A 13,979-nucleotide genomic window follows, 5' to 3' on the forward strand; every position below is an offset into this window, starting at 1 on the left:
AACAAAATTGACTAAAATTTTTGAACGAACGACACCTTAAAATTACGCCCAGGTTGACTATAATAATCATCTGGTGTTGCACTTTTACTGGAAGGAAGATCAGATACATTCCAATATTTCGTATTGAAGAGATTATAGACACCAGCTCTTATAACAAACCCTTTTTCACCAAATGGTTTCCACCACCCAGTCATATCAACAACGTTATATCCTGGAATTTCTGGATAGCTAGATTCTTTAGTCTCTTTATCACGTTTTGCAGATGAAGTGAGGACAACATCCGCCCCCCAAGTTTCTTTTGCATATCCTAATCCAATAACTGTTTTCAAAGGTGCAATGGAGCTTAGGGATTCATTTTTATCAAGATCTTTTCCTTGTGAATAAACAAGGGAAAAATTGCTATGGAATCCACTCTTAAGTACCCAATGCCCTTTTGCTTCAACACCAAAAATACGTACATTTGAACGATTCACATAATGCCGACGGGCAAAACGAAACTCTTCTGACGGCCCTTTATCTATGGTATCTATGAAGTTTTTATATTGATTGACAAACCCATTAAATGAACCACCGAAATTTTTATCCCCATATTTTATGCCAACATCATATCCATTACTTATTTCTGCTTTAAGATCAGGATTTCCTTTCACATAATAGGCAGAGGGTTTGATATAAGAGACGTAAAGCTCTGAAACACGTGGTGCGCGAAAAGCTTGTGCCCATTGAGCGTAAAGCGTTATTTGATTACGAACATCCCACTCCATCCGTAATTTAGGAGAAACATGTGAACCATTTTTTTCTGGAGGGAATTTATCAGAAATCAAAGCTTTCTCATAAGCGGAGGTTTTCTGAGGGACATTCTTATACCAATCATAACGAACACCAGGCGTTACACGGAAACGACCATGGGAAAAGCTAATCTCATCTTCAAAAACCAAACCAAAATTGTAGCTATTTGCATCTGGGGAATCGGATCGATTAGCAGGAACAAACAGACATCCTTGTGCATTTTCCTTCAAATGACAATTATCTCTTCCTAACAAATAATGGTGAAATTGAGATGACGCAACATCAGTGGCAAACCTTAATGTATGGTTTACAGTACCAATGTTCACTTTTTTGGAAGCATGAGCATTTAAACCATAATTGGTATGACGCACAAGATTATCCCTCAAATAATCTCCTTTTGGTGCTCTAACACGAAATCCGCTCATAATATCATTATTTGATTGCTTTAGCCAATAAACTTGCCCATGAAATGTATCAAAAAGCGCATCTCCATTACCGTTATAATCATAAGAAAGAGAAAGACGTTCACGGCGTTTATTTTCTTGATCATAAACAGAACCAGGAGAGTATCTTTTGCTCGCATTTAACAAATGCGTATTTCTACTATGATCAAAGCGTTCCGCTGTAAAACCAAGCCGATGTTTGTCATTGAAATACTGATGGACTTTAAAAAGCAAATTATTCTGATCAAAATGAGCAGGGTTTTTACGGGTACGTTCTTCATAATACCCTTCTATGGTCCCCATATTCTTACGTTCATTTCCTTGCTCATGAGATCCTTGGAAGAGCAAGAATGTTTGTTGAGCACGTACAGCAAAAGCTTGGTCTATACGCCAACTGTTATTAACAGAATGATAACCACCTTTTATAAGGCTACCCCAATTCTTCTCCTCAGAAATAAGGTCTTCGGGATTAAGAGTACGCAAAGCGACGACTCCCCCCAGTGCACCAGACCCATAAAGACTAGAATCTGATCCATGAATAACATCAAGTGTGGAAATAGCACTAAAATCAAAAGTTGCATTTCCACTGTTACCACGCAATATATCATTAACCCATGGAAGAACAATGCCATCCATTGTTGTGAGAACACGATCTCCATTTAAACCGCGAATTACAAAACTCTTTTTTTCTGAGTTATAGGCAACAGACGGATCTAGACGGCTAACTTCATGGACATCGCTGATTTGCTTTTCCTCAAGATCCTTAGAAGTTTTACGATTGGTTAGAATGGTTACTGAGCCTGAATTCCCCTCTATTCTTTTTCCTTTAATCACAATTGGCTTGAGTTCTACAGAACCTGTTTCATTGCTTTGAGCAAAAACAAATGAAGGTATAAAGACAGACAGCGCACTTAAAAATACGCAGCTTTTATGAATATTCTCTCGTCTTATTCGCATAACACATCATAACCTTTATCTTAAACATCCCCTCTCTCGCTTGAAACTTATATCAAAAACGCTTGACTTATCGACGACACACTAGCAGTCAAGCAAAAGTGATTAATTCAGCAAAAAACCACGCGGAAACCATATTAAACATGATAAAATCAGTCAAGAAAAAAGTTGCAATTTCAAAAGAGCCTGTTTTAATAAAACTTGAACATTAATATTGTGCTTCAGAAGAGTAGTTGAAAAAACGATGATTTTTACAAATACGAGGCGGTTATTCATTCTTTGGATTGGTGCGTTTATTTGCGCTTTTTCTTTGCATATAGCATTGGGAGCACAATTTTACTCTTGCAGTACTGGTGTAAGCAATGGCATACATTCGTCTACAATTATGTTGTCTTTTGTGCAAGAGACTGGAGATCCAGATGTTGACACGGATTCTTCCGATATTGATACAGATTTATCGAATGTGCGTACAGAGTCAGAATTGTTGCAGTCTGATCCTTTAGAGCAAGAATCAGAGACATTGGAAGCAATGGATAAGCTTCAACCTGAGGCGCCTCAGGATATTGTGGAAAAGGATGATTTTGCAGTTCTTAAATCTTTAGAAAAACCTCTTCCTCAAAAAGCAGAGCATAGAGTCCTCGATAAAAAACCGATACCAATGCGAAAAACTATGGTAAACCGCCCCCCTGTGAAGGCAGTTCGTTCATCTACGAGTAGTTATGGTGGTGATACAGCAGCACTTGAAGATGCTTTGTTAGTAGAATGGTTGGCAAAAGTGCAGGCGCAATTAGAAATGCAAAAAGAATATGTTGTAAAACAGCGTGTCAGTCGTGCAAAAGGAACGGTCAAGTTAGAGTTTAGAGTAAGCGAGCAGGGGAATATTTTTGCTAGACGTGTTGTCATCTCTTCAAGTGATGCGGAACTTGATCGATTAGCTATGACAGCCCTTCATCGGGTTGGATCTTTTCCTCCTCCCCCATCATCAAAAGTAAACAAAATTATCAGAGTATCATTGATATTTAGCTAATTTTTACAGGCTTTTTGTTTCGTTTTCATATATCTGATTTTATCATTGCTGTAATGATGTGGTTTGTGTATTAAGATAACACATTGATTTATAATGATAATCTGCTGTTTTGCATATTGAATTAGACCCCCGAGTATTCTAAGATTCTCTCATTTCAAACCTGCTTATGTTGAATCGATCAAAATCATCCCCTTGCACGTCACAAGTAGGATTAACGTGTGGATAAAAAATAGAGAAGAAAGGAGTAAAAATGCCTCTTATGAATCGTCTCAATGCAAGAGCTGTCGCAACATTTGGGGCTGGCAAATAGTATGATTGTGCCGGCTTGCACCTTCATAAGCGTAAAGATGGTGGTGCTCAGTGGATTTATCGATATACCATCCATGGGCAGCGTCGTGAAATGGGCTTGGGTGCTTTAAGAGATGTCTCTTTAAAACAAGCCCGTGAATTGGCAACTGGGTGGCGTTTTGTTCTTCATGAGGGTCGTGCCCCCATTAAAGAACGTGATAAACAAAAGCGTGAGGCAATGCGTAATCTGCATTATTTAAAAGATATTGCTCTAGACACTTTCGAAACGCGTAAAGCTGAACTAAAAAATGATGCTAAAGATGGGCGTTGGTTTTTACCTTTACAACTTCATATTCTCCCCCAATTAGAAACAAGAATAAATGATCTTGAGATAAACTAAGTGATATCATTTTAATCGCCCAGAAAGAAGGTCCGCTTTTATGTCTATTTTCCCCGCCAACCTTGCTTTATAAACCTCATAATTTTCCATGACACGCATTACGTAATGACGTGTTTCTGTATAAGGGATACGTTCAATCCAGTCTACGACTTTATCAAGGGGTTGTCCTCGAGGATCGCCATAACGTTCTATCCACTCGTCAACACGACGGGGGCCAGCATTATAACCAATAAGAGTCAATATATAAGATCCATTAAAGCGTTCCAATTGTTCGCTAAGAAAATAGGCTCCTAATGTAGCATTATAACTGGCATCACTGCTCAGTTTTTTGGGTGACCATGTGACTGAATATTTTTTTGCAAGTGTTTTTGCTGTTGTCGGTAATAATTGGAGAATGCCTCGTGCACCTGCTCTTGATATTGCTGTTGGATTAAATTCACTTTCTTGGCGTGCAATAGCATACACAAGCGCTTGTCCTGCGGCAGAAACATTGGCAGAGGCTGGTATAGCACCTATTGGGTGTGAAAGTGCACCAACATTTTTCCCTTGAAAAGCAGCAGCTTTCCCGATTTTAAGACTGGTATAATAGTCTCCATTTTTTTCTGCCATTACAGCTAGGAGGGCTAATTCACCAGGGCTTTCTATTTTTTTACTAAGTTCTCTATAAAAAATTTTAGCTAAATATGCATAATCAACGGCTTCGAGGCGTCGAATTGCTTTAATGGTATTGCGTGTATTAAAGCGCTGTCGCTCATTTGTTGTTGGTTTAGGAAAAGGAATTTCGATGTTTTTTTTGTTAAGACGTTCTGCCGCTAATTGACCATAATAAGTTGTAGCGAAACGGGCAGCAAAATGAAAATATTTTTGGGCATTTTTATGTTCACCTAAAGTTTCTGCTGTTCGTCCCATCCAATAATATCCACGGGATGTAGAAAGAGGTGCAGAAGATAACTGAGGAATACGCGAAAAATGATGCATTGCTAATTGAGGATTATGAAGAAACCGTAGTGCATACCATCCTGCATGAAATTCAGCATCAATTGCCAACGAGGATGTCATACCATGGTGTGTGGTAACCAGTTGATAAGCAATTTTAGGTTTGTTTAAATCAAGCATCTCGCGAGAAAGGGCACGTTGCTCTTTCCACAATGCGTAAGGATCCATAAGTTTTAATACACCGCTTGGTGTTTTCATCATGAGTGATGCAGCGGCATTATATTGCCCTGTTCGCCGAAGATGGCGCATTCGAGCAAATTGTAAGAGAGGGTCGTTTTGCCATGACCGCTCCACAGCACGTAATTTTTGTGCAGCTTTAGGATCATTCTTTTCAACGGCAACAAAAGCATTAAAAAGGGATTGAGCATGGGCTAATTTTGCAACGCGCTCAGCAGAATCGAAGCGATGTGCATAAAGCATAAATTGCATGCGTTTCAGGTGATCAATAGGTTTTAACGCAGCATTTGCATTTTTAAGAATAAGCTCTTCTTCTTTTGCATTAAGCTTTTCTTTATGCCACCACGGCGCAATGATTTGTCGAGCACGGGTGGTTTGCCCCGTTGCGATAAGTGCTTTAGCAAATAGAGCCATACCTTGTGCTGTAAGAGGGGGATGATGAGAAAATTTTTGGATGATGAGATGTGCGGAATTGGTTTCATTGATAAAAGCACGTTCAGCATTACGTTGCATAATGTCTATGCCAGGCCATCCTTTTAGCTCTTTGATTGCATGAAATATTTCAGAACTTGGCACATTGGCTTGGTTTGATATACCGATTGCCCATGTCAAAATATGACGATCAAGGCTGTCTTTTTCCATTGAGTTACGAAGGCTTATTGTTTTTGCGACATTGTTATTTAGAAGTGCATCTAAACCCGTTTTAAGTTGTATGAGAGTGGCATTATTCATCGATAGAGGGGTGTCATGGGGGGAGATATAGAACTGTTTAAGAGGTTTCTGAATCTCTTTTTTTATGACAAAGGGGGTAGGGCGTGTCAGAGGGATTGGTGTGTTCCCATGTAAAAGGCGTGTTTGTGCACATACACTTGAAAATAAAATTGTTGCTTCCAGTATAAGTGCAGTAAGGGCTTGTACAAAAAAAGGGGTTGAAAGTGCACGCATAGAGAAAAACTTTGAGACCTTGCTTTTGGGAAATATTCAAGAGACTTTAGAACACAAACATAAAAAACGCGTTAATGGAGGCGGAGACTGTTAAAAAATATTCGAAATTGAAGGAGATCCATATTCAATATTGTGAAAGCTGTTATGAAATACATCTTGCTTCAATGAGAGAGCAAGATTATGCTCTATCACGAGTAATTTTAAAGGCTAAAAAAATAAAGAGAACATTATAGGGAGTTTATCATGCTCAAGGGAGCTATAACCGCGCTTATTACACCATTTGATGGTGAAGGTGCTATTGATGAGAAAGCATTTTGTCATTTTGTTGAGTGGCAGATAGCACAAGGTATTAATGGTGTAAGCCCTGTTGGGACAACAGGTGAATCACCCACTTTAAGTCACGAAGAACATAAGAGGGTTATAGAATTATGTGTTAAGCAAGTTGCTAAGCGTGTTCCTGTTGTCGCTGGAGCAGGTTCAAACAGTACAAGTGAAGCAGTGGAGCTTGCGCAGCATGCGCAAAAGGCTGGTGCAGATGCAGTTTTGGTTGTCACACCCTATTATAATAGGCCTAATCAGTCTGGTTTATACACGCATTTTTCTTCTATTGCGAAAGCTATTTCTATCCCTATGATCATTTATAATATTCCTGGTCGTTCTGTTATTGATATAGCTGTAGAAACGATGAGAGATCTGTGCCGAGATTTTAAAAATATCATTGGTGTTAAGGATGCGACCAGCAAAATTGAGCGTGTGAGTGAACAACGTGAAAAGTGTGGTGCAGATTTTGTGCAGCTTTCCGGTGATGATTGTACAGCATTAGGTTTTAATGCCCATGGAGGTGTTGGGTGTATTTCGGTTTCATCCAATGTTGCTCCAAAACTCTGTGCAGAACTTCAAGCGGCTTGTTTGCGTGGTGACTATAAAACGGCTCTCGAATTAAATGACCGTTTGATGCCTCTCAATCGTGCAGTATTTATTGAACCAAGTCCTGCGGGTATTAAATATGCTGCTGAGAGATTAGGGATTTGTAGGAGTTATGTTCGTTCTCCGATTGTTCCACTAAAAGACAGTACAAAAGAAATGATTGATGCGGCTTTGCGCCATGCAGGTCTGCTTAAAGAGTAAAATGATATTGTGTAGCCATGAACAAAAAAAAGAACGCGCCAATACGAAAAATAATTGCGGACAATCGTAAAGCCCGTTTTAATTATGAAATTCTTGATAATCTTGAAGCCGGTGTTGTACTTCAGGGAGCGGAAGTGAAGTCTTTGCGTTCCAATCAGGCAAATATTGCTGAAAGCTATGCCAGCTTTGAAAATGGGGAATTATGGCTCATCAATAGCTATATTCCTGAATATACGCAAGCTAATCGTTTTAATCATGAGCCACGTCGTTTGCGTAAATTATTAATTTCAAAACGTGAGATGGCACGATTTTTTAATGCGATTTCTCGTGAAGGAATGACACTTGTTCCTCTCAAACTTTATTTTAATGAAAGAGGGCGCGCCAAGTTGGAAATTGCTCTAGCACGTGGAAAAAAGCTTCATGATAAGCGTGAAACAGAAAAGAAACGTGATTGGGGGCGTGAAAAAGCAAGGCTTTTAAAGAGATATGGATGAGAAAGTAAGTTTGTCTCTCTTTTTTATAACTCTAAGCTTATAAAGGTGCAAGCCGGCGCCATCATACTATTTACCGCCCTCCAATTTTGCAACAGCCCTTGGTATTGAGACGATTCATAAGAGGCATTTTTGCTCCTTTCTAAACGGTTTTCTACCCACATATCAACCCCGCTTATGACGTGTAGAAACATAGTTTCACTTGATTCAACATAAGGGGATTTGAATTGAGAGAATCTTACAATATTCGGGGGTCTCATTCAATATGCAAGACAGTAAATTATTGTTATAAATCAATATGTTGTAGCTATTTTAGCATTGATCCAGATATGTTTTTACTGCTTCAAAAATTTGATGAAACATAGCGTCTGTTAAACGCCCAGTGTTGGTATTGTAGCGTGAACAGTGGTAGCTTGAAAAAATGCGTAATCTACCAATGTTGTTTATTTTTCCATGTCCAAAAGGATAGGCTAAAATTTTTGCATTGAGAGCACGCAGTGTTGAATGGTGTGCTATAGTGCCGAGGGTGATAACAGCTTTAAGCTTGGGAAGATTTGTGAGAAGAGGAGAAAAGAAATACCGGCAAGTGTTAATTTCTGCACCCGTGGGTTTGTTTTCTGGTGGAACACAACGAACTGAGTTAACAATTGCTGTATCAATCAATTGAAGAGTGTCGTCCGCTCTTTCTTCAAAGGCGCCTTGAGCAAAACCAAATTTTTTTAAAGTGGAATAAAGTAAGTGCCCAGCATAATCGCCAGTAAATGGGCGCCCAGTTCGATTTGCTCCGCGTAGTCCAGGGGCAAGACCAACAATGAGAAGGCGTGTTGTGTCTGCACCCTTATAAGGAAAGAATGGGCGTACTGGTGCGTTATGCCAGTTCGGTTCTTTCATACGCCACTCAGAGATAAACTTGTGTAAGCGGGGGCATAGGTTACAATTTTTCGGCGGTTCTGGGCAAAGAGATGTTAATTGGCTATTCATGAGGTGGTATTTATCATTTCTTATAAAAATTATATTAGGCTGTTTATAGGGTTTATGACGGATTATATCTTGGTAAACAATTACAATGAATACAAATGAACTATTTAATAACAGTAATAATAAGGTTTCACATAAAGCCATTGTTTATTCTTTTTCAAAGAACTACTGACATTTAGTGATTTGTTTCATGAATTAAGAGAGGAATGGATGATGATTAATGAAGAAACCACATTATACAAAAAAAACACAATAAAGTCAATAGATTAAGTGCATTTATTTTATATGAATCCACCTTTGAATCCACACTTTTATACACAATTTAATTGACCATTTTTTACAAACAATAGCCATCTATAAACAGAGCATAAAAAGCAAATCATGATGCCAATGTTATAACACATGAGAGCATTCAAATGAAATGCAAAGCAGTTATCATTCATAACATGTCATAAATTGTACAAGACGTTTTTATCATAATTAAATCGCATTGTTAGAACGCAATTGAATATGAGGGCTTGTTTAAATGCAAATATTTGAAACTTTTTTTTGAAAGGGGTTAATTCAAATTTGGATTGAGTGATTTTAGTTACCTCAAAAATGAGGGCACCTCTTTAAGATAGTTAGAGAGAAGTTAGAAAGATACTTCCCCCAAAATTGGGGTGAGTAATTTTAACCAACCCAAACCAGCCCAAATTTGGACCGGTTGATTTTAAAAGAGCTGTTTTTTATTTTATTAAGAGATTGCTTTCAAAACCAACGCTTGCTTTTGATTGACTTGATATAGCTTTCAAAGCGTTTTGAGAACGTGCTTTCTTTCAATTAACCGCTTTAAAAATGAAGGCATTGTATAAATAGGTTTTAAATCATCATAGAGCTAATAGTTTTTTTCATTCAAACGTAATGATCTAAAAGAACGCTTTCATAACCATTCCTTTATATTATTTGGGATAAGTTTTTATAAAGCGAATACAAAGCTTGCAATATAATACATTTTGTATATATGTACTTATAACTCCATTGAGAGTTGAGACATGAAAGCCGCGTCACGTAAAAATGGCACGGCTTTCTTTTTTGCACTCTTGTCTTTTGAAATGGCATGAAACCAACGCCCCCCGCATTTATTGTTTATTCTTCAGTATCAATAATCTCTATAAGAATATCGCTCTTATTAACCTCCTTATTTTTGGGAACCTCTCTTATCTCACTTTTTCGATTGAGTTTTGCACGCCCACAAGCACGACCAAAAACCTTGATAGTATGGGAAACCTGAGCTTTACCATAAACAGAGCCATAAATTTGCGCACAGCCACTTACTTTTGCATAGTCATAAACCTTGCCATAAATCTTTGCACGGCTATTAACAACAGCATAGCCATAAACACGCGCAGTGCTAAAAAGACAAGCAGAGCCTAACACTCTAGCGTTGCCATAAAGCCTTGCATATTCAAAAAGATAACTATTATGAAAAAGATGCGCATTGCCATAAACATGGGCTTCAATTGAAACACGACTATTGCCATACGACACGAGCCTTGCCATAAACATAGCCAGCCACATGCGCACTGTCATAAACAAATGCATTGTCATAAATTTTTGCATATTGAGAAATAAACACCTTATCATGCACCTGAGCATTGCCATAGACAAGACCACAAATTTGCGCATTGCCTCGTATTTTTGCATTCTCATAGACACGGGCATGTTTATAAACCAATGCATTATCATAAACCCAGCAAAGACCGTTATGAGAAAGATTTTCTTCCTTTTCAATAAAACCGCCGAGTTGACCAGCCTTGACATCAGAAAAGCTTTTTAAAGCCTGAATGCGATAAAGCGTTGTAATTTTTTGTGTAATTTTATCTTTCAGTTGTTTTGTTTCATTAGTTAGTTTGTATTTTTTGGACATCATAAAACCCCTCACAATCTCTTTTGTGAAAAAAGTTGCATGGAAAATGTTGGAAAAAGGGGGCACCCCCACGGCGCTTTAAAGATTTAAAAAGGCTTTATTACGCAGCCAGATGATTTTTAATTCATTATTGGAAAGCAATTCGATATAAGACCTTGTTTCAATATCATCGCGCGTCTTTTCTAAAATCATAACAATGCCGTGACTATGAGCATTCTCATAAATAAATGAACATAATTGACGACACGGGCGTGATCATAAATTTGTGCATTACCATAGACATGAGCATGGTCATAAATGATCGATTTACCAAGAACGATTGCATTGCCATAGACATAACCAGCGATAATAGCGTTATGATAGACCCTAGCATTCTCATAAACACGACCGGAGTTTAAAACCAGAGCATTACCATAAACCCAGCAATTGCCATCATGAGAGAGGTTATTTTCATTTTCGATAAAACCACCGAGTTGACCAGCCTTGACATCGGAAAAGCTTTTTAAAGCCTGAATGCGATACAATATGCGATTACCAAAGAGACGCGTTTCATTTGTTAATTCATATTTTTTAGTTACAACTGTACTAGTCATGAGAAAACCCAATCTAAATATTTAATAAATTTTGAATGAAATGTTCTTTTAAAGAGGGGCGCCCCCGCCACGCCCGCGGTGTTATTTATGCTACTTGATTTTCAACAATCTTTACAACGTTATCGCCTTCATAAATTTCACAATCCTTAGGAATCCCATATGCATAGTAAGGATTTTGCTTGATATATGAGCAACCATCTCTTTTTAATATTGCATTGCCATAGACCCTACCTCTAATCAGGAAATAACCAGAGACCCTCGCATTGCCATAAACAGAACCATGAACCTCAGTATGGCAACCCACGCTCGCATTGCCATAAACAGAGCCATAAATTTTTGCAGCCCCATTAACAACGGCATTCTCATAAACTTTTGCCTTTACTTTAATACGAGCACTACCTGATACTTTTGCATTACCATAAACCCGCGCCTTATGATAAACCCATGCTTTATTGGAAATATTGGCATTGTCATAAACATGGGCATGAGGATAAACGCGGGTTTTGTCGCAGACATGGGCATTGCCATAGACATGACCACAAACTTGCGAATTGCCTCGTATTTTTGCATTGTCATAAACACGGGCATGACCATAAACCCATGCATTATCATATACCCAGCAGTTGCCATCATGAGAGAGGTTATCTTCATTTTCAATAAAGCCCCCCAATTGACCAGCCTTTACATCATCAAAATCTCTTAATGCGCGAATGCGATAAAGTGTATAATCATCCAATACACGGGTTTCATTTGTTAATTCATATTTTTTGGATACAATTTTAGATACATTTATAGTGGTCATAGGTAAGTTCCCAATCTAAATAATGGATTAAATTTTAATGAAGTTTAAAGAGGGGCGCCCCCGCCGCGCCCGTGGTGTTATTTATGCTGCTTGATTTATGATTTGATCACAAATTTTGATTTTACCATTCAATTTTTTTGTATCTATATATGAATTACCAAAAACACTCACTTTATTGCAAATGTATGTACCACCTGTAATTTTAGCATTGTCATAAATACAAGCATCATCACAAACCACAGCAAAAAACCAAACTTGTGCGTTACCAAAAATCTTTGCATTCCCATAAGCTTGCGCATAGCCAGTTAGTAAAGCGTTCTCATAAATTTTTGCATTGCCTTTTATAACAGCCCTGTCAGAAACTTCAGAATTATTCAAAACACAGGCATGATTGTAAACAAAAGCCCTTCCCAAAACCCTAGCATTATCAGCAATTTTTGCATTGTCATAAATTTTTGCACAATCAAAAACCTTTGCATTGTCACAAACCGTTGCATTATCGAAAACGCTAGCATAATTGAAAATTTGCGCATTATCAGACACGACGCCATTGTCAGCAACCCACGCATCATCATAAACCCAGCAGTTACCATCATGAGAGAGATTATTTTCATTCTCAATAAAACCACCCAATTGACCAGCCTTGACATCAGAAAAATCTCTTAAAGCACGAATGCGATAAAGGGTACGATTACCAACGACATGCGTTTCATTTGTTAATTCATATTTTTTGGATACAATTTTAGATACAGTTTTAGTGGTCATAGGGAGCTCCTAATCTAATAATCGATAAAATTTGAATGAAGTTTAAAGAGGGGCACCCCCGCAGCGCCCGTGGTGTTATTTACGCTGCTTGATTGGCATCTTCAGAATTGCAATCATATTGGTAATCATCATCATAACCATAATCATCATAATATTCGTGACGATAATAATCATCTTCACTACCCAATTCCGGATATGCCTCGTCCCAAATATGATCATCAGCAGTTAAAGAGGCAGCACTATGTACATAAGAATTGCCTGAGATAAGAGCCCCACAAACCACGGCATCATCACAAACTTGAGAATGATCACAAATATGAGCAGCGCCACTTATTTTTGCATTGCCCCCGACATGGGCATCATCACAAATCACAGCATCATCAGAAATATGAGCATAATTCGTTACAGAGGCGTTATCATAAATTTTTGCATTCCCTTCAATTGCAACAGCATTTTGCACATGGGCATTGCCATAAAGTTTTGCATTGCCTTTTATTGTACGACCTTCAAAAATAGCATTTCCATAAATTTTTGCCTTGCCATAAACGTCGACAAAATAACCTTTGATTTTTGCATTCCCAAAGACACGAGCTTTTTCAAAGACACGAGCCTGATCATAAACCCAGCAGTCCCCATCATGAGAGAGGTTGCTTTCCTTTTCGATATACCCCCCAAGGTCACCTTTTTTGACATCAGCAAAGTCTTTTAAAGCACGGATACGGTATAATAAGTGACCATTGACGCATTGCATATCATATGTGAATTCATATTTTTTGGATGAGATAACAGGGGTGTTTTTAACTGTAGATTTCATTTGAAATCCTTTCTATTCGTTAGGTTATTTTGAATTTACACCCTTATAAAGGGCATCGGGCGCTCAAAACACGGCGAATAGTCCGTTGTTACACTTTCCCCATAAGGGTATTGTATGGTGTAACCACACCCGACAGAATCTTAATATACTAACAAGAGCACAAAAGACAGTCAGTATTTTCAAAGACATGGGAAAGGTTGTTTCGTAACCTATCCGCTATTCGTAAGTGTTTTGATCACTTGAGTATTTATATAACAAATTACGTATTTATTGTCAACTATCTTTTATTATTTTTTGTGTTTTTTATAATTATTTTTTATACCATTATGTATAAATATGCGTCATATGCTTATGAATATTTTCTGTTTTATTGTCTCTATTTGACTCTATATTACGCAATTGCGTTATTTTTCTCTTTTAAACATCATAATAACTAAAAACGCTCTTATGATGCCCATTTTTAACTTTATAACGCATCAT

9 protein-coding genes and 3 pseudogenes are annotated in these 13,979 nt (G+C 37.9%); 4 read left to right on the plus strand and 8 right to left on the minus strand.

Annotated features, from left to right (window positions below):
* Window positions 1–11 precede the first annotated feature (11 nt).
* On the minus strand, window positions 12–2,189 hold the full coding sequence (locus LNM86_RS02740) for a TonB-dependent hemoglobin/transferrin/lactoferrin family receptor (protein WP_241438342.1): 2,178 nt from the start codon (window positions 2,187–2,189) through the stop codon (window positions 12–14).
* A gap of 241 nt (window positions 2,190–2,430) precedes the next feature.
* Between LNM86_RS02740 and LNM86_RS02745 the strand changes: the two genes are divergently transcribed.
* Window positions 2,431–3,213, plus strand: coding sequence for an energy transducer TonB family protein (locus LNM86_RS02745; RefSeq protein ID WP_241438343.1), 783 nt, complete (start codon window positions 2,431–2,433; stop codon window positions 3,211–3,213).
* A 250-nt stretch (window positions 3,214–3,463) separates the two neighbouring features.
* Window positions 3,464–3,868, plus strand: a pseudogene (locus tag LNM86_RS02750) (Arm DNA-binding domain-containing protein); the annotation flags it as partial.
* A gap of 39 nt (window positions 3,869–3,907) precedes the next feature.
* Here LNM86_RS02750 and LNM86_RS02755 read toward each other — a convergent pair.
* A complete protein-coding gene (locus LNM86_RS02755) occupies window positions 3,908–6,019 on the minus strand; it encodes a lytic transglycosylase domain-containing protein (protein ID WP_241438344.1) in 2,112 nt (703 codons plus the stop codon).
* Window positions 6,020–6,262: 243 nt separating this feature from the next.
* Between LNM86_RS02755 and dapA the strand changes: the two genes are divergently transcribed.
* Window positions 6,263–7,147, plus strand: coding sequence for a 4-hydroxy-tetrahydrodipicolinate synthase (dapA, locus tag LNM86_RS02760; protein ID WP_241438345.1), 885 nt, complete (start codon window positions 6,263–6,265; stop codon window positions 7,145–7,147).
* A gap of 17 nt (window positions 7,148–7,164) precedes the next feature.
* On the plus strand, window positions 7,165–7,641 hold the full coding sequence (gene smpB, locus LNM86_RS02765) for an SsrA-binding protein SmpB (RefSeq protein WP_241438346.1): 477 nt from the start codon (window positions 7,165–7,167) through the stop codon (window positions 7,639–7,641).
* Window positions 7,642–7,950: 309 nt separating this feature from the next.
* Here the strand turns inward: smpB and LNM86_RS02770 are convergent, their stop codons facing one another.
* The 6 genes and pseudogenes from LNM86_RS02770 to LNM86_RS02795 all read right to left on the minus strand — a co-directional run bounded on the left by LNM86_RS02770 (window position 7,951) and on the right by LNM86_RS02795 (window position 13,499).
* The gene (locus LNM86_RS02770) at window positions 7,951–8,619 is read right to left on the minus strand and encodes a uracil-DNA glycosylase (protein WP_241438347.1); all 669 of its coding nucleotides are present in this window, start codon (window positions 8,617–8,619) and stop codon (window positions 7,951–7,953) included.
* 1,125 nt (window positions 8,620–9,744) lie between these two features.
* A pseudogene (locus tag LNM86_RS02775) lies at window positions 9,745–10,525 on the minus strand (hypothetical protein).
* Between the two features lie 78 nt (window positions 10,526–10,603).
* Window positions 10,604–11,118, minus strand: a pseudogene (locus LNM86_RS02780) (hypothetical protein).
* An 85-nt stretch (window positions 11,119–11,203) separates the two neighbouring features.
* Window positions 11,204–11,920 (minus strand): hypothetical protein, encoded by a 717-nt coding sequence (locus tag LNM86_RS02785; protein ID WP_241438348.1) that lies wholly within the window; start codon window positions 11,918–11,920, stop codon window positions 11,204–11,206.
* An 81-nt stretch (window positions 11,921–12,001) separates the two neighbouring features.
* Window positions 12,002–12,685 (minus strand): LbetaH domain-containing protein, encoded by a 684-nt coding sequence (locus LNM86_RS02790; RefSeq protein WP_241438349.1) that lies wholly within the window; start codon window positions 12,683–12,685, stop codon window positions 12,002–12,004.
* Window positions 12,686–12,764: 79 nt separating this feature from the next.
* Window positions 12,765–13,499, minus strand: coding sequence for a hypothetical protein (locus tag LNM86_RS02795; protein ID WP_241438350.1), 735 nt, complete (start codon window positions 13,497–13,499; stop codon window positions 12,765–12,767).
* Window positions 13,500–13,979: the final 480 nt, after the last annotated feature.

This window comes from Bartonella machadoae (assembly GCF_022559585.1).
GTDB lineage: Bacteria > Pseudomonadota > Alphaproteobacteria > Rhizobiales > Rhizobiaceae > Bartonella > Bartonella machadoae.